This window comes from Streptomyces siamensis, assembly GCF_039543605.1.
GTDB classification, from domain to species: Bacteria; Actinomycetota; Actinomycetes; order Streptomycetales; family Streptomycetaceae; genus Streptomyces; species Streptomyces siamensis.
The window spans coordinates 38,478-54,819 of the sequence record NZ_BAABKB010000028.1 but is presented as its reverse complement, the minus strand read 5'-3'; the positions used below and the strand labels follow the sequence as shown (position 1 = coordinate 54,819).

General features: G+C 71.8%; 14 protein-coding genes. 13 read left to right on the top strand and 1 reads right to left on the bottom strand.

Features of this window, described 5'->3' with window-relative positions; genetic code table 11:
* Positions 1 to 42 precede the first annotated feature (42 nt).
* The 6 genes from ABEB03_RS29740 (at position 43) to ABEB03_RS29715 (ending at position 8,679) form a co-directional block, all read left to right on the top strand.
* Positions 43 to 2,412, top strand: coding sequence for a glycoside hydrolase family 65 protein (locus tag ABEB03_RS29740; RefSeq protein ID WP_345655976.1), 2,370 nt, complete (start codon positions 43 to 45; stop codon positions 2,410 to 2,412).
* Positions 2,413 to 2,480: 68 nt separating this feature from the next.
* Positions 2,481 to 4,172 carry a PucR family transcriptional regulator gene (locus tag ABEB03_RS29735; RefSeq protein WP_345655974.1) on the top strand — a complete coding sequence of 564 codons (1,692 nt, stop codon included), beginning with the start codon at positions 2,481 to 2,483 and terminating at the stop codon, positions 4,170 to 4,172.
* A gap of 192 nt (positions 4,173 to 4,364) precedes the next feature.
* Positions 4,365 to 5,756, top strand: a complete 1,392-nt coding sequence (locus ABEB03_RS29730) for a type III PLP-dependent enzyme domain-containing protein (protein WP_345655972.1) — start codon at positions 4,365 to 4,367, stop codon at positions 5,754 to 5,756.
* Between the two features lie 285 nt (positions 5,757 to 6,041).
* On the top strand, positions 6,042 to 6,947 hold the full coding sequence (locus ABEB03_RS29725; protein WP_345655970.1) for a glycoside hydrolase family 16 protein: 906 nt from the start codon (positions 6,042 to 6,044) through the stop codon (positions 6,945 to 6,947).
* Between the two features lie 159 nt (positions 6,948 to 7,106).
* Positions 7,107 to 7,715, top strand: coding sequence for a TetR family transcriptional regulator (locus ABEB03_RS29720; RefSeq protein ID WP_345655968.1), 609 nt, complete (start codon positions 7,107 to 7,109; stop codon positions 7,713 to 7,715).
* Position 7,716: 1 nt separating this feature from the next.
* Entirely contained in the window at positions 7,717 to 8,679 is a 963-nt protein-coding gene (locus ABEB03_RS29715; protein ID WP_345655966.1) for a hypothetical protein, read from the top strand.
* 86 nt (positions 8,680 to 8,765) lie between these two features.
* Here the strand turns inward: ABEB03_RS29715 and ABEB03_RS29710 are convergent, their stop codons facing one another.
* Positions 8,766 to 9,695: an SMP-30/gluconolactonase/LRE family protein gene (locus ABEB03_RS29710; protein ID WP_345655964.1), complete on the bottom strand. Its 930-nt coding sequence runs from the start codon at positions 9,693 to 9,695 to the stop codon at positions 8,766 to 8,768.
* A gap of 76 nt (positions 9,696 to 9,771) precedes the next feature.
* On the opposite strand from ABEB03_RS29710, the gene ABEB03_RS29705 reads away from it, so the two are divergent.
* From ABEB03_RS29705 to ABEB03_RS29675, 7 genes are all read left to right on the top strand, one after another.
* Positions 9,772 to 10,233 carry an Lrp/AsnC family transcriptional regulator gene (locus ABEB03_RS29705; RefSeq protein WP_345655962.1) on the top strand — a complete coding sequence of 154 codons (462 nt, stop codon included), beginning with the start codon at positions 9,772 to 9,774 and terminating at the stop codon, positions 10,231 to 10,233.
* A 131-nt stretch (positions 10,234 to 10,364) separates the two neighbouring features.
* Complete coding sequence (locus tag ABEB03_RS29700) at positions 10,365 to 11,045, top strand: alpha/beta fold hydrolase (RefSeq protein WP_345655960.1); 681 nt, start codon at positions 10,365 to 10,367, stop codon at positions 11,043 to 11,045.
* A gap of 142 nt (positions 11,046 to 11,187) precedes the next feature.
* Complete coding sequence (locus ABEB03_RS29695; protein ID WP_345656012.1) at positions 11,188 to 12,126, top strand: NAD-dependent epimerase/dehydratase family protein; 939 nt, start codon at positions 11,188 to 11,190, stop codon at positions 12,124 to 12,126.
* Positions 12,123 to 13,046: an RNA polymerase sigma-70 factor gene (locus tag ABEB03_RS29690; protein ID WP_345655958.1), complete on the top strand. Its 924-nt coding sequence runs from the start codon at positions 12,123 to 12,125 to the stop codon at positions 13,044 to 13,046. The genes ABEB03_RS29695 and ABEB03_RS29690 overlap by 4 nt, the downstream gene beginning before the upstream one ends.
* A gap of 223 nt (positions 13,047 to 13,269) precedes the next feature.
* A complete protein-coding gene (locus ABEB03_RS29685; RefSeq protein WP_345655956.1) occupies positions 13,270 to 13,869 on the top strand; it encodes an ArsR/SmtB family transcription factor in 600 nt (199 codons plus the stop codon).
* On the top strand, positions 13,866 to 15,125 hold the full coding sequence (locus ABEB03_RS29680; RefSeq protein WP_345655954.1) for an MFS transporter: 1,260 nt from the start codon (positions 13,866 to 13,868) through the stop codon (positions 15,123 to 15,125). Before ABEB03_RS29685 ends, ABEB03_RS29680 begins: the two co-directional genes overlap by 4 nt.
* A 261-nt stretch (positions 15,126 to 15,386) precedes the next feature.
* Complete coding sequence (locus ABEB03_RS29675; protein ID WP_345656011.1) at positions 15,387 to 16,328, top strand: L,D-transpeptidase; 942 nt, start codon at positions 15,387 to 15,389, stop codon at positions 16,326 to 16,328.
* The last annotated feature ends 14 nt before the right edge of the window (positions 16,329 to 16,342 follow it).

Sequence of the window (16,342 nt, the reverse complement as noted above, 5' to 3'; positions counted from 1 at the left end):
GCGCCGTGCCACGACGGTCGCGTCCCACGGGGCAGCGGCGCGATGACCGGCTGGACGTGGGAGTACGAAGGGTTCGACCCCGCCGAGGAGAGTCTCAGGGAATCGCTCTGCACACTGGGCAACGGCTACCTCGCGACCCGCGGCGCACTGCCCGAGTGCGCCGCGGACGGCGTGCACTACCCGGGCACCTATGCCGCCGGCTGCTACAACCGGCTCACCTCGGACGTCGCGGGCCGCCGGGTCGAGAACGAGGACATCGTCAATCTCCCGAACTGGCTGCCGCTCCGCTTCCGGCTGCCCGGACAGCACTGGCTGACACCGGAGACCGCACCGGTGCTGGACCACCGTCTGATCCTGCGCCTCTCCTCCGGCCTGCTGGAACGCCGCACCCGCTACGGCCTCGGCGACGGCCGTGTCCTGTACGTGCGGCAGCAGCGTCTCGTGCACATGGCCGACCCGCATCTGGTCGCGCTGCGAACCGAGTTCACGGCCGAGGAGTTCGCCGGGGAACTGGAGGTCGAGGCCGCGCTCGACGGGGGTGTCACCAACGCGGGAGTGCCGCGCTACGCGGACCTCGACGGCCGCCACCTGACGCACGTGCACACCGACACCGCCGGTCCCGACACGGTCTGGTTGCGCTGCCGGACCCGGACCTCGGACATCAGGATCGGCATGGCGTCCCGGCTCACCGCGCACGTTCCGGTGACGCAGCACCACGACTTCCCGCGCGCGGTCCAGCGGGTGCGTCTGTACCTGACACCCGGCCGCACCGTCGGAGTCGACAAGACCGTCGCCGTGCACACCTCACGCGATCCCGCGATCAGCGATCCGTGGGACGCCGCCGTCGACCGGGTCCGTGACGCCCCCGGGTTCGACGAACTGCTGGAGCCGCACCGGATCGCCTGGAGCCAGATGTGGCGCCGAGCCGAACTCGACGTCCCGGGAGAGGCGGGCAGCATCCTGCGCCTGCACCTCTTCCACGTGCTGCAGACCCTCTCCCCGCACACGGCCGACCTGGACGTCGGGGTGCCCGCCAGAGGCCTGCACGGCGAGGCGTACCGCGGCCATGTCTTCTGGGACGAGCTGTTCGTCCTGCCCTATCTCAACCTCCACTTCCCCGAGGTCTCCAGAGCCCTGCTGCGCTACCGCCACCGGCGGCTCGACCGCGCCCGTGCCGCCGCCCGTGCCATCGGCAGGCGCGGCGCCCTCTACCCGTGGCAGAGCGGCAGCGACGGGCGGGAGGAGACACAGCAACTGCATCTGAACCCGCACTCGGGCCGCTGGCTGCCGGACAACTCACGACTCCAGTGGCACGTCGGCTCGGCGGTGGCCTACAACGTGCTGCAGTACCACGAGGCCAGCGGGGACGCCGAGTTCCTGCACACCAAGGGTGCCGAGATGCTGTTGCAGATCGCCCGCTTCTGGACCGACTCGGCCACCTACGACGACCACTTGGGCCGGTACCGCATCAAGGGCGTGGTGGGCCCCGACGAGTACCACGACGCCTACCCGGACGCCGAGCGGCCGGGCCTCGACGACAACGCCTACACCAACGTCACCGCTGCCTGGGTACTGGCCAAGACCCTCGAACTGCTGCGTGCGCTGCCCGAACCGCGCCGCCGTGAACTCACCGAGCGCACCGGGCTGGACGGCGCCGAGCTGGAGCAGTGGGAGGAGGTGTCCCGCACGCTGCACGTTCCCTTCCACGACGACGTCATCAGCCAGTTCGAGGGCTACGGCGATCTCGCCGAACTCGACTGGAAGGGCTACCGCAAGAAGTACGACGACATCCGACGGCTGGACCGGATCCTGGAGGCGGAGGGCGACACAGTCAACCGCTACCAGGCGTCCAAACAGGCCGACGTGCTGATGCTCGGCTACCTCTTCTCGCCCTCCGAACTCCAGGAGCTCTTCAGCCGGTTGGGCCACCACCTGGACGAGGCGACCTGGCTGCGTACGGTCGAGTACTATCTGCGCCGGACCAGTCACGGATCCACTCTCAGCGGTCTGGTGCACGGCTGGATCCTGGCCCGCGCCCGGCGCGCGGAGGCATGGTGGTTCTGTCAGGAGGCCCTGCGCGGAGACATCGCCGACGTCCAGGGCGGCACCACGGGTGAGGGAATCCACCTGGGCGCCATGGCAGGCACCCTCGACCTGATTCAGCGCGGGCTGACCGGACTGGAGACCCGCGCCGGCGCGCTCTGGCTCGACCCGGTGCCGTTGCCCGAACTGTCCTCCTACGGGATCTCCCTGCGCTACCACGGGCACTGGGGCGTGCGGCTGCGTCTGGAGAGCGGGCGGCTCGAGATCGCGGTCCCGTCGTCCGACCGTTCGCCCATCGACATCCGGCTCCCGGACCGCGCCGTCTCCGTCGAGCCGGGCGAGAGCTGTCACCTCGTGCTGCCGGACTGATCCCCCCACCGCACCTGCTCGTATCCTTGGCCCATGCACGCAGGTACCAGCCGCCGCACCCGCCGGCCATGACCGGAGCAGCGCCGGGCGACGGTACGCCGCCGTTCGCCACCCTGCGGCAGGTCCTCGCCCACGACGAGGACGGCATTCTCCACCTCGTCCTCGCGCCGTCCGGCCAGGACACGGCCGTGCACGGTGTCGTCATCGGCGAGGAGGACGCGCCGCGCCCGTACGACTGCCACATCGTGCTCGCGACAGGCGTGCGGCCGGGCACCGGCGCCGCCCCGGACGCCGTACGGGAGGCCGCACGGCGCGGCGCCGTCGCGGTCGTCCTGCGCGGCGGAGGCGAGGACGCCCTGCCCGACACGGTCCTCACCGCCGCGCGGGAGAGCGGGGTCGCGCTGCTCACCCGGGCCGAGTGGGCGGAATGGGGAGACACCCTCGAACTGGTGCGGTCCGCGCTGGCGTTGGGCGCGGTGGGCAGCGAGGACCGCCTGGCCCAGGCCGCCGCGGGTGGCGGCCTCGCCGTACTCGCCTCGGTCGTCGCCCGCTACTGCCGTGCCTCGATCACGGTGGAGGACACCCAGTTCAGGGTCGTCGCGCACTCGGCGACCAGCGCCGACGCGGACGGACTGCGGCAGTCGACGATCCTGGGCGGCAGGGTCCCCGACTGGCGGGTCGCCGAACTGCGCCGCAGCGGACTGCTGCGCGCCCTGTGGACCTCACGCGACGTCATCCACCGCCCCGCCGACCGCACCGACCCCGAACGCCTGGTCGTCGCCATCCGCAGCGGCGGTGAGGTCCTCGGTTCGATGTGGGCGGCGGCCGACGGGGGACAGCTGTCGCCGGACGCGCCGGACGTGCTGCGCCGTGCCTCGGAGGTCGCCGTGCCGTACCTGCTCCAGCACCGGCTGCGGGGCAGCGCCGGCCGGCGGCGCCAGGAACACGCCCTGCGCGGCCTGCTGCTCGGCGAGGGCGACCGGCGCTCCCACATGTGGTCGCTGGAACTCGCGCCCGACGTGCCCTGTGCCGTCGTGGTCGCCGAACGGGACCGCGCGGTCGGCCCCGCCGCGGAACGCAGCCTCCAGGCCCTCGCGTTGCAGGCCGTCGCCCACCGCGCCACGGCACGCGTCTGGCGCGAGAACCACCGCCTGACCGTCCTGCTGCCGCTCCCGGACGGCGACCCGCGCGACGCCCTGGGCCTCGCCCGCGAACTCGACTCACTTGCGGCCGCCATGCCGGACGCCCCCGCCATCCGGGTCGGCGCAGGAACACCGGCGGACACACCGGCCGGTGCCGCCGCGTCCTACGAGGAAGCCCTCCTGATCGTCCGGGCCCTGCGCGCACGCGAGGCCCGGGCCGTCCCGGCCGACCGTGCCGCGGCCTCCGACGGGGGAGCGGGGCTGCGCTCACCGGTACGGCACGCGGGGCCGGGCGACGTCGGGCAGACGGTGGCCGTCCTGCGGGTCCTCGACGCGATACGCCCCCTGTGGGAACGCGACGGGGGTCCCGTCCACGACATGGTGGCGTCGGATCTCGCCGCCGGAGGCGAACTGGTGCGCTCGCTGCGCGCCTATCTCGACGCGGCCGGCGACATGTCCCGAGCGGCCCGTCACCTCGTCCTGCACCCCAACACCCTGCGCTACCGGCTGCGCCGGGTCCGGGAGCGCTTCGGCATCGACCTCGACGACCCCGACACCCGGCTCGTCGTCACGCTCGCGCTGCGCCTGGCCGAGACCGAAGGGGGCCCGGAGACCTAGAGCCCGCCGACGATTCCCGCCTGCCTCGCGACGCCGGTGACGCCAGGCCCCGGAAGCGGTGACGGGCTGCGGCGCCGTTTTCGGAGGCGTGGACGAACAATCCGCGATCCTTTGTACGGGACCACGAAGACTGCGACGGGCCCCGGGGGCCACGCTCTTGTCACCCCCCTCCACCGTGACGAAGGCCCCCCCGTGACCCTGAACAGCGACGTCCGTCCGGACCATCCGTCCGCACAGCCCACCGCCGCCGCCCCGCGCTCCGCCGAGCACGCCGGCACCGTCCTGCGCCACGCGGTCGAGCGAGGACTCATCGGCGCGGCCCGGCCCGTCGCCGGCTTCCTCGACACGGACGGCATCCGCGCGTCGGTGGCCGCCCTGCACAGCGCCTTCGACACCGTGCCCGAGGTGCTGCACACCTTCGCCGCCAAGGCCTCCTCCCTCGTACCGGTTCTGCGGCTGCTCGCGGACCAGGGCATGGGCTGCGAAGTGGCGAGCCCCGGAGAGCTGCGGCTGGCCCGGGACGCCGGGTTCGCGCCGGACCGCATCGTCCTCGATTCGCCCGCCAAGACCCGCGAGGAGATCGCCGAGGCGCTCTGCCTGGGCGTCTCCCTCAACGCCGACAACCTCGACGAACTCGACCGCATCGAGGCGCTGCGGCCCGCCGGCTGCGCGTCCGTCATCGGTCTGCGCGTCAACCCCCAGGTCGGCGGCGGCGCCATCGGCGCGATGAGCACCGCGACGGCCACCTCCAAGTTCGGGGTCGCCCTGCGCGACGCGGGAGGGCGCGACGGCGTGGTCCGGGCCTTCGCCCGGCATCCCTGGCTGACCCGGCTGCACGCGCACGTCGGCTCGCAGGGCTGCCCGCTGGAACTGATCGCCGAGGGGATCGGCGAGACGTACCGCCTGGCGGAGGAGATCAACGCGACGCTGGGCCGGCAGCAGATCACCAGCCTGGACATCGGCGGCGGCCTGCCGGTCAACTTCGCCGACGACGAGGTGCGTCCGACGTTCGACGACTACACGCGCGCCCTGCGGTCCGCGGTGCCCGGCCTGTTCGGGGGACGCTACGCGCTGGTCACCGAGTTCGGCCGGTCGCTGCTGGCCAAGAACGGGTTCATCGCCGCCCGCGTCGAGTACACCAAGCAGTCGGGGGGCCGCCGTATCGCCGTGACCCACGCGGGCGCGCAGACCGCGACCCGGACCGTCCTGATGCCCGGCTCCTGGCCGCTGCGGGTCGGCGCGTTCGACGCGCAGGGGCGGCCCAAGACGGGAGAGTCCGTGGCCCAGGACGTCGCGGGGCCCTGCTGCTTCGCCGGGGACGTCGTGGCGGAGAGCCGTGAACTTCCCGCCCTGGACGAGGACGACCTCGTCGTCCTGTACGACACGGGCGCGTACTACTTCTCCACCCCCTGGGCCTACAACAGCCTGCCCCGACCCGCCGTGCACGGCTACATCGTCGACGGAGCGGACGTACGGTTCGCCCCCGTCCGCGACGCGCAGACGCTCGACGAGATCGCGGCGGAGAGCGGGGCGCGCCACGCCGAGCGCCTCCTCGCCCTCGCCCCCCGGGCCACTTCTCGCTGACCTCGGCGCCAGGTCGCCGACCGTGCGACGTTCGCGGATCCCTGGCAGTACGCGAGCGGCGTGCGCGACGTGCTGGTGGCGGGCGCGTGCGTCCTGCGCGAGGGTGGCACGACCGACGCGCGGCCCGGCCGCGTACTGCACCGCGTGCCGCTCACCGTCTGAGGGGCCGTCCCTCAAGTCCGGGGGCAGCGGGGTCCGTTCCGGGGGTGGCGTCGGTCGTGCCGCGCGGGGAGGATGCTCAGTCGCGTGGCACGTACCGCCCCACACGGCTCCGGGAGTCCTCCGATGGGTTCACACGCCGCACCGAACCGTCGCCCGCGCATCCTGTTCGTCTCGTTCGGCCTCCTGCTGCTGGCCGCGCTTCTCGTGGTGCCCAGGGCCGACGGTGCGCCCCGCCCGGCCGACGCCTGCCGCGCCACGGGCACCGAACTGCCCCGTGGTGACTGCGGGCCGTTCTGGCAGGTCCTCGCCGAGGACTTCAACGGCGACGACGTGCCCCTCGGAGGGTTCAGCGACTGCGACCACCGCGTCGACACCTCCGCCGCGTACTGCGGGGGGCTGAGCGGGACCTACCGGGACAACTGGTGGGCGTATCCGACCGGTTGGCGCGACACCGCCAACGAACGGGGTCGCGACGTCGTCGGTGTCTATCACCCCGAGGACACCGTGAGTGTCGGCCGCGCGGAGAACGGTGACGGGAGGATGCGCATCAGGATGTGGCGCCCCGAAGACGGTGGCCCGGTGCACGCTGCGGCCGTCGTGCCACGAGCCGTGATGCAGATGGCGTACGGCAAGTACAGCGCGCGCATCAAGGTGACCAGACTCGCGCCGGGGTACAAGTCCGCCTGGCTGCACTACGGCGGCGGCTGCGAGATGGACCATCCCGAAGGCGAGTGGACCGGCACCATCACCGCCTTCCACCACCCGTGTGGCGGGGGCGAGCAGGGCTACTACCCCAGCGGCGACGACTGGACCGAGTGGCACACCGTGTCGACGGAATGGACCCCCGGGCACGTCCGCTTCTTCGTCGACGGCCGGCAGACCGGACACGACACCAGGAACGTGCCGGACCGTCCGCTGTCCTGGGTGCTCCAGAACGAGAGCGCGCTGGAAGGGCCGGGCGCGGCCCCCGGCAGCAGCGCGGAGCTCGACGTCACCTGGGTCGCCGCGTACGCGTACGGATGGAAGTGACCGGTGCCTCCTCGGCCGGAGCGCCCTGCCGACCGGCCCGGGCGGGAACACCGTGACCTCTCCTCGCCTTGCCGTCCGACAGGTGCGAGGCACGCAGCGGTGCGTCCGAGAAATCCAGACCCGGTTTGTTTTTGAACCGGGTATTGTTATTGTCGTCGTGTGACAGGGCTTCGTGAGCGCAAGAAGGAACAGACCAGGCAACGCATCGCCGCGGTGGCGATGCGGCTGTTCATCGAGCGCGGATTCGACGCCGTGACGGTCAACGAGATCGCCGAGGCCGCGGACGTGGCCAAGGCGACGCTCTTCGCGTACTTCCCGACCAAGGAAGCGCTCGCCCTGCACGGCGTGGGCGGCGACGACCTGGCAGGGATCGTCGCCCGTCGGCCGGCCGGCCAGACGTTCCTGGAGGCGCTGCGCGCCCATCACCGCGCGCTCGCCGCCGGACGCATTCCGGAATCGGACATGGAAGCGCTGATCGCCCGCGTGCGCGTCGTCCAGGAGAGCGCCGCACTGCAGAACGCGGCGAACGGACTGCTGTACCGGCAGCGCCAGGCGCTGGCCCAGGTCCTGGCCGACGAGTACGGCGACACGGCGGCGGCGCTCATGGCGGCCCAGATCGCGGCGTCCCTGCTCACCCTCCAGGAGGCGTACTTCCGGCGACTGCTGGGCGGCGCGTCCCCCGAGGCCACCGGCCGTGCTCTGGCCCAGGACGTCGAGCTGGCCTTCGACCTGCTGGAACACGGACTCGACCATGTGAAAGGCCCCTGACGTGCGCGCACGCGGCATCAACTACGACACCGGGACGTTCCCGGGAGACCGGTTCACCCGGAAGACCTTCGAGTCCGAGGCGGTCCGCCGCGAGATGGCGGTGATCGCGGGTGAGCTGCACTGCGACGCCGTGCGTGTCTCCGGCCGGGACGCCGACCGGCTGGGCATCGCCGCCCGGCACGCGGCGGACGCCGGGCTCGAAGTGTGGTTCTCGCCGTTCCCCGTGGATCTTTCCCCCGAGGACGTCCTGGCGTTCCTCGCCGACTGCGCGCGGCGCGCCGAGGCGCTGCGCCAGGACGGCGCGCAGGTCGTGTTCGTCACCGGCTGCGAGCTCAGCGCCTTCGCCCACGGCTTCCTTCCGGGCGAGACCCATCTCGACCGCCTGCACGCCATGGCCACCGCCGACATGCAGTGGTGGCTGTCCCTCGACGCGGTCCCCGAAAGACTCAACGCCTTCCTCGCCCGAGCCGCGGCGACGGTCCGTGCGCACTTCGGCGGCAGGATCACCTATGCCTCGGGCCCCTGGGAGCCGGTCGACTGGGAGCCGTTCGACCTTGTGGGCATCGACGCCTACCGGTCCGCCGGGAACGCCGACACCTTCCGCGCCCACCTGCGGGAGTCCCTCGCCCACGGCAAGCCGCTCGCCGTCACCGAGTACGGCACCTGCGCCTACCTCGGCGCGGGTGACCTCGGCGGCATGGCCTGGCAGCCGCCGCGGGGAGCGGTCCCCGACGAGGACGAGCAGGTGCGCTACCTCACCGAACTGCTCGACGTCTTCGAGGACGAGGGCGTGGACACCGCGCTGTGGTTCTCGTTCGCCAACTACGACAAGCCCCGTGCCCGCGACATCGCCTCCTACGGCGTCGTGCGTATGCTCGACGACACCCGCTGGGAACCGAAGAAGGTCTTCCACGCCATGGCCGCCCGACACCAACTCCCGCACGGGCGCTCCGAGTCGCACTGACCCGGAGCGCTCATGGAGCGGTGTGGGCCAGCCCCCTGGCTGTCCGACAGGTGCGGACGAGCGGTGGCGTGACCGGCGACGTGGCGTCAGCGTCGGCGCATGCGGGGCGCGCCCGTCACCGACATCACCAGGGAGTACAAGGATGTCGTGGCGGTGATGAACATCCGGTTGTTCTTCCTGCCGCCGAAGGCGATGTTGGAGACGGCCTCGGGGACGCGCAGGCGGCCGATCAGTGTGCCGTCGGGGTCGTAGCAGTGCACTCCGCCGTTCATGGCGGCGGCCCACAGACGGCCCTGGTTGTCGAAGCGGATGTTGTCGAACCGGCTGTCGCCGTCGGTGGCTTCGGCGAAGACCTTGCCGTCCGAGAGGGAGCCGTCGTCCCGTACGTCGAAGACCCGGATGTGACCCGCGCGGGTGTCGGAGACGTAGAGCTGCTGCTCGTCGAGGGAGAGGACCAGGCCGTTGGGTCCCCCGAAACCGTCTGCGGCCAGGGTGACGTGGCCGTCGGAAGGGTCGACGCGGTAGACGTGACAGGCGCCGATCTCGCTCTCCGCCTGGTGTCCTTCGTAGTCGGAGGTGATCCCGAAGTCGGGGTCGGAGAACCAGATGGTGCCGTCGGAGTGCACCACGGCGTCGTTGGGGCTGTTCAGCCGCTTGCCCTCGAACCGCTCGGCCAGCACGGTGACGGTGCCGTCGTGCTCGGTGCGGGTGACGCGGCGATTTCCCTGCTCGCAGCTGATCAGCCTGCCTTCGCGGTCGAGGGTGTTGCCGTTGCTGTGGCCGGCGGGGGAGCGGAAGGTGCCGATGGTCCCCGTCTGCTCGTCCCAGCGCAGCATCCGGTCGTTGGGGATGTCGCTCCAGATCAACTGCCGCCAGGCGGGGAGGTACACCGGCCCTTCGGCCCACCGGCAGTCGTCGTACAGCGTCTCCAGCCGGTCGTCGCCGAAGGCGCAGCGTCCCGTGAAGAAGCGCTCGTCCAGAATCTCATACACAGAATTCGAAGGCTGACCGGACATGATTCCACCCCTGTAAGCTCGAACTGAATCTGAATCGTCGCGACACCACCTCTACCAGATGGATTACGGCTCACCTATGAAGCGTGTAGATGACATCGACCGTGAGCTGCTCGGCCTGCTCCAGGAGGACGCCACACAGTCCTACGCGGCGCTGGGCCAGGCGGTCGGGCTGTCGCCGGCCGCGGCGCACGAGCGCGTCCGCAAGCTGCGCGAGCGCGGCGTGATCCGCAGGACCACGATCGACGTCGATCCGGCCGCCGTGGGCCGGGGCGTACTGGCCTTCGTCATGGTCGACTCGAAGTCCTGGATGGGGGAGTCCGCGGCGGCGTTCGCGGCGCTGCCCGAGATCCAGGAGGCGCACGTCATCGCGGGCAGCGCGTCGGTACTGGTCAAGGTGCGCACGTCGACCACGGAGGAACTGCAGGACGTGCTACGGCGGTTGTACGCGATCGACGGTGTGAGCGGCACCCAGGCGACGATCGTCCTGGAGACGTTCTTCGAGCGGCCGCCGGGCGGAACGACGGGCGGTGCGGCCTGAGCCGGCCGCTCGGGCCAAGGCATCCGAGGCGGCCCGAAGCACCCGCACCGAGCGCCCCACCGGGCCGTCGCACCGAGCGCCCCGAACCCGACACCGCGCCCCGCGCGCACCTCACGAACGGAGAGAACGCGATGGCCACCTACGTCCTGGTCCACGGAGCCTGGCACGGCGGCTGGTGCTGGCAGGACGTCGCGGACCTCCTCCGCTCGGCCGGACACACGGTGCACACGCCGACCCTGACCGGTCTCGGGGAGCGCGCACACCTGCGGAGCCCCGACACGGGCCTCGCCACGCACGCGGAGGACGTTCGGAGCGTGCTCGAAGGTGAAGACCTGCGGGACGTGAAGCTGGTCGGACACAGCTACGCGGGCTTCGTCGTCCGGCAGGCGGCCGACCGTGTGCCGGACCGCGTGGAAGAGCTGATCATGCTCGACGCCTGGGCGGGCAGCAGCGGCGAGTCCCTGCTCGACCGCGCGTCCGAGAGGTTCCGTGCCTGGGTGGCCGCGCTGGCCGACGGGGATGTGCTGGCCGTGCCGCCCCCGGAGTCCGTGGGAGTCACGGCTCCCGATCAGGTGGCCCGGCTGAGGTCCCTGCTGACGCCGCAGCCTCGGCTCACGTTCACCGAAGCCGCGCAACTCACCGGCCGTGTCGACGCGGTGCCCTGCCGCGCCATCGTCTGTACGCCGTCGAGGATGCCGTTCCGCGATGTCGCCGTCGAGTTCGGCTGGGCGGTCGCCGAGCTGCAGAGCGGGCACGACGCGATGGTGACCGCGCCGGACGCGCTGGCGCGGCTCCTGCTCGCCTCGGCATGACCGTCCCTCCCGCCCCGGGGCGACGCGGTGCCGCCGCGTCGTCGTCGTCCCCGGGCAGTCGGATCACCGCTCACGCATGTCACAGACGTCCGGGCCTGTCTCGTCCACAGGGGTGACGGCGGTATCCGTGATCGGGAAGGTGATGGGTGTGAGGGTGTTCGTGGCGGGTGGGACCGGGGTCCTGGGCCGGCGGCTGGTGGCGCAACTCGTCGCCGGCGGCCATCAGGTGACGGCCACGACGACGAGCACGGCCAAATCGGGGGTGCTGGAGCGGCTCGGCGCCGACGGGGTGGTGATGGACGGGCTCGACGCGATGTCGGTCGGCGAGGCGGTGGCCAAGGCGCGGCCGGAGACGATCGTGCACCAGATGACCGCCATCTCCATGGCGCACGCCGGGAAGCCCGACCTCAAGCACATGGACCGCTGGTTCGCCACCACCAGCCGGCTGCGCACCGAGGGGACGGACCACCTGCTGGCCGCCGCCGAGGCGGCCGGCGTGTCCGGCTTCGTCGCACAGGGCTACGCCGGCTGGAACGGCATCCGCGAGGGCGGCTGGGTGAAGACCGAGGAGGATCCGCTGGACCCGCACGAGGGGACGGTCGCGCAGCCGGGACTCGCGGCGGTCGCGCACGTGGAGGAGGCGGTCGTCGAGGCCGGGGGTGCGGTACTGCGCTACGGCGCGTTCTACGGGCCGGGCGCCATCGACGACCAGGTCGAGCTGGTCCGCAAGCGGCAGTTCCCGCTCGTCGGAGGGGGCGCCGGGCACAGCTCATGGGTGCATCTCGACGACGCGGCGCGCGCCACCGTGCTGGCCGTGGAACAGCGGGCGAAGGGAGTGTTCAACATCGTCGACGACGAACCGGCACCGGCCGCCGAGTGGCTGCCCCACCTCGCGCGGTGCGCGGGCGCCAAGCCCCCGATGCGGGTCCCCAAGTGGCTGGCCCGACTGCTGGCCGGCGACGTGGCCGTGGCGATGATGACCGAAGGCCGCGGCTTCTCCAACGCCAAGGCCAAACGGGAACTCGGCTGGGAACTGCGCCACCCGTCGTGGCGGCGGGGCTTCGAGGAGGTGCTGGCATGACGCGGACCGAGGAGTTCGAAGAGCTGCGGCCACTGCTGTTCTCGATCGCCTACCGGATACTCGGCAGCGTCAGCGAGGCCGAGGACGCGGTCCAGGAGACCTGGCTGCGCTACGAGGGCTCCTCGGCACGGCCCCTGTCGACCAGGGCCTACCTCTCGGCGGTCATCACCCGGCTGTCGATCGACGTGCTGCGATCGGCCCGCCTCAGGCGCGAGGAGTACGTCGGGCCCTGGTTCCCGGAGCCACTGCTGGCCGACCCCTACGAGGACCCGGAGCGTTCCGCGGAACTGGCCGACTCCCTGTCGATGGCCGCCCTGCTGCTGCTCGAACGGCTGACCCCGCTGGAGCGCGCCGTCTTCGTCCTGCGCGAGGTGTTCGGGTTCGGCTACCCCGAGATCGCGTCCGCCGTGGGCCGCTCGGAGGCGGCGTGCCGCCAGCTCGGCGTGCGGGCGCGCCGCCACATGGAGGCGGGCCGGCCCCGGTTCGAGGCGGACCGCAGGGAGCGCGAGGAACTCGCCGGGCGCTTCTTCGAGGCCTTCAGGGAAGGGGACGTGGACGGGCTGCGCGAGCTCCTCGCCGCCGACGTCCGGATGATCGGCGACAGCGGCGGCAAGGCACCCCAATGGGGCCGGGCCATCGCCGGCGCCGGGAACGTGTCCCGGATGCTCGCCGCGATCGCCGGGCCGTTCATCCGGATCGGCGGCTCGGTCGAGGACCACGAGGTGAACGGCCAGCCGGGCGCGGTCTTCCGCGACCGGGACGGCAACGTCCTCAACACCCTGGCGCTCGACGTGCTCGACGGACGGATCCAGACGATCCGCTCCGTCATCAACCCGGACAAGCTCGGGCACGTGGGCCCGGTCGCGGACGCCTGGGCCGTCGTCCGAGAGGCGAAGGAGGCCCGCCTGCCCACGGACTGAACGTGACGGGCGCCTGCCCACAGGCGACCCCGGCCTTGGCCGGGTCAGGCCCTGCTGCACGCAGGCAGGCGCCCGACCTCCACGGACCGGCCCTGCTCCACCGGAAGCAGGTCTCGCCGGACGTCGCCGCGGGCCTCAACTCATCTGCCTGCGGCGGACGTTCGCAGCGACTTCTTCGCGAAGAACTCTTCGCAAACAGTTCTTCGCAATCTAACGTGGCCTCATGACCCAGGACCGAAACCCCGACCACATCACCCTGGACGCCAAGAGTCTGCGAGCGCTGGCGCATCCCGACCGGGTGCACATACTCACCCTGCTGCGCAGGGACGGGACGTCCACCGCCACCCGGATGGCGGGGGAGATGGGGATCAACTCCGGATCCGCCAGCTACCACCTGCGCCGACTGGCCGAGGCCGGGCTCGTGGCGGAGGACACGGAGCGGGGCAACGCGCGGGAGCGCTGGTGGCGTTCGGTGTACGACCGGACGGTCTTCGATGACCTGGAGCTGGCTCGGCAAGAACCCGAGGCCACCCTGGCCTATCTCCAGTCCGTGGTGAACTCGCACCAACTGCGCGTCCAGCAGGCCCTGTCCACCCTGTCGACGTTGCCGGCGGAGTGGCAGGCGAGCCTCGACATCAGCGACTGGGGGCTGGCGTTGACGGCTTCCGAGGCGCAGCGGCTGCGCCAGGAGCTGGCGGAGGTCGTGGAGCGCTATCAGCGGCGGGACGGCGCGCAGGCCGCGGACGGTGTGCGGGCTGCTGACGGTGCGGAGCCGGTCGTGGTGATGGCCTATGTGCTGCCCGTGCGGGAGTCGAAGCCGTGAGGCCGCCGCGCCCGGTCCGCCGACGCCCGTCACCGCTCGGCGGACTGGTCGCCGCGGTCGCCGTGTCCCTCACCGGCACAAGGGTGGCGGCCGTTGTCCTGCCCTGGTTCGTCCTCGTCACCACGGGCAGTGCCGCGCAGACCGGCGTGGTCACGTTCTGCGAGACGGCACCGTACGTGGCGTCGAAGGCGCTGAGCGGACCGTGGATCGACCGGCTCGGCCCGCGCCGGATCTCGTGGACGGCGGACCTGGCCAGTGCCTCCGCCGTGGTCCTCGTCCCCCTGCTGCACGCGCTGAGCCTGCTGTCCTACGCACCGCTGCTGGTCCTGGTGGCCGTGGTGGGAGCCGCTCGCGGCCCGGGCGACCTCGCGAAGGAGGTCATGGTTCCGCAGGCCGCCGAGCTCACCGGAGTGGTTCTGGAGCGCGGCACGGGCTGGATCGGGGTGATGGAACGGCTGTCCGGCACGCTGGGCCCGGCGGCCGGCGGCGCACTGGTGCTGCTCTTCGGGCCGATGGCCGGTCTTGTGGCCAACGCGGCGGCATTCCTGGCCGGTTCGGCACTGGTCGCCCTCGCCCTGCCCGGGGAGCTCGGGGGACCGGCACCGGCGGGCCGCCGGCGCCCCGGCTATCTGCGCAGTCTCGGCGAGGCGTTCACGCTGCTGCGGAGCGACCGGCTGCTGCCGGCCGTCATGCTGATGCTGGCCGTCACCAACTTCCTGGACGCCGCCTTGGGCGTACTGCTGCCGGTCTGGGCCAGGGACTCGGGCAGCGGCGCCGGCATGCTGGGCCTGCTGATCGGGGTCGGCAGCGCCACCGCGGTCGGCGGAAGTCTTGTCGCGGCGTCCGTCGCGCACCGATTGCCGCGGCGCCGCGTCTTCTTGGCGGGCTTCCTGATCGGCGGGGCGCCGAAGTTCCTGATCCTCGCCGTGGACGCCCCCATCTGGGCCGTGCTCGCGGTGTTCGCGGTGGGGGGCTTCGGTGCCGGGTTCCTCAACCCGGTGCTGGGAGCGGTCCTCTTCGAGCGCATCCCTCCCGAACTCCTCGGGCGCGCACAGGGCGTCGGCAGCTCGCTGGCCTTCGCCGGAGTGCCGCTCGGCGGGCTGCTCGCCGGTGCGGGAGCGACAGCGGTGGGCCTGATGCCTGTGCTGGCCACCGTGGGACTGGCGTACCTCCTCACCACGCTCGTGTCGGGCATGTTCCCGGTGTGGCGCGGAATGGACGCACGGCGAGTGAACGCCGCGGCGGCGCAGGCGTAGGCCCGAGCCGCTCGTGCCGTCGGACCGGGTCCGAGGCCGGCCGCACCGGCGACGTGAAGGCGCCGCCGGTGCGTGGCGGACCTTGCTCGGGGGTGCGGTCCCGACGTCCGTTCTCCTCTCGGGCCAATTCTTGAATCGTGCTTTGCATTCGGAGCTGCAACCGCGGGCAAGCGCTCACTGTCCAACAGAACGTTGAGGTCGGTACGATCACGAGCCGGGGTAAGCGTGAAGCGACGTAGCGGTATAGCGGTGGCACTCGTCATGGCCGGAGTGCTGGCGGGCACCAGTGCCTGTGGCGGGGGCAAGCCGAAGGCCAGTTCCGGTGGCGGCAAGGGCACGTCCGGGAAGCCCACCGCCACCGCGAGTCCGTCCCCGTCGAAGCCCGCCGGGCCGCCGATGCTGCTGGAGACGATCACACCGCAGACCGGCTCCACGGTCGGCGTCGCGATGCCGATCTCGGTGATCTTCACCAACCCGGTGGCCCAGAAGGCGCGGGCCGACATCGAGAAGCACATGAAGGTGACCTCCTCCCAGCCGATGACGGGTGCCTGGCACTGGTTCGGTGACCGGCGCGCCGACTGGCGGCCCAAGTCCTACTGGGCCGCGGGCACCAAGGTGCGGATCGACGCCGACCTGAAGGGCGTCACCAACGGCAACGGCCGCTACGGCACGCACTCCTACGTGCACGACTTCACCGTCGGTGACGACGTCCGGGCGGACGTCTCCGCCACCGGTCACACCATGAAGGTCACGAAGAACGGCAAGCCCGTCCGCACCCTGTCGATCAACGCGGGCAGCACCCAATACCCCACGTGGAACGGCACCATGGCGGTGATCGACAAGCAGAAGAAGGTCCACATGACCTCGTGCAGCGTCGGCATCAGCTGCACCAAGGGCAGCCCGGACTACTACGACCTGACCCTTCCCTGGGACGTCCACCTCACCCAGTCCGGCACGTACGTCCACTACTCCACCGGCGACCCCAATCCGGGCAGCGGCAGCGCCCGGGGATCGCACGGCTGCGTCCACCTGTCCATGTCCGACGCCAAGTGGTTCTACGGGCAGGTCAAGCAGGGCGACCCGATCACGGTCACCGGCTCACCGCGCGCCAAGGCCCCGGCGGACAACGGCTACGCCTCGTTCAACCTGAGCTGGGAGCAGTGGCTGGCGGGGAGCGCGGCAGGCCCCGTCCAGGCGGGCTGAGCCCGACGGATCAC

What these genes read in the sequence shown, in the direction of transcription:
- ABEB03_RS29705 (WP_345655962.1), top strand. Translation starts at nt 9,772, where the DNA reads ATGAAGCGTGTAGATGACATCGACCGTGAGCTGCTCGGCCTGCTCCAG.
- ABEB03_RS29735 (WP_345655974.1), top strand. Translation starts at nt 2,481, where the DNA reads ATGACCGGAGCAGCGCCGGGCGACGGTACGCCGCCGTTCGCCACCCTG.
- ABEB03_RS29695 (WP_345656012.1), top strand. Translation starts at nt 11,188, where the DNA reads ATGGGTGTGAGGGTGTTCGTGGCGGGTGGGACCGGGGTCCTGGGCCGG.
- ABEB03_RS29690 (WP_345655958.1), top strand. Translation starts at nt 12,123, where the DNA reads ATGACGCGGACCGAGGAGTTCGAAGAGCTGCGGCCACTGCTGTTCTCG.
- ABEB03_RS29740 (WP_345655976.1), top strand. Translation starts at nt 43, where the DNA reads ATGACCGGCTGGACGTGGGAGTACGAAGGGTTCGACCCCGCCGAGGAG.
- ABEB03_RS29710 (WP_345655964.1), bottom strand. Translation starts at nt 9,695, where the DNA reads ATGTCCGGTCAGCCTTCGAATTCTGTGTATGAGATTCTGGACGAGCGC.
- ABEB03_RS29675 (WP_345656011.1), top strand. Translation starts at nt 15,387, where the DNA reads ATGGCCGGAGTGCTGGCGGGCACCAGTGCCTGTGGCGGGGGCAAGCCG.
- ABEB03_RS29685 (WP_345655956.1), top strand. Translation starts at nt 13,270, where the DNA reads ATGACCCAGGACCGAAACCCCGACCACATCACCCTGGACGCCAAGAGT.
- ABEB03_RS29700 (WP_345655960.1), top strand. Translation starts at nt 10,365, where the DNA reads ATGGCCACCTACGTCCTGGTCCACGGAGCCTGGCACGGCGGCTGGTGC.
- ABEB03_RS29725 (WP_345655970.1), top strand. Translation starts at nt 6,042, where the DNA reads ATGGGTTCACACGCCGCACCGAACCGTCGCCCGCGCATCCTGTTCGTC.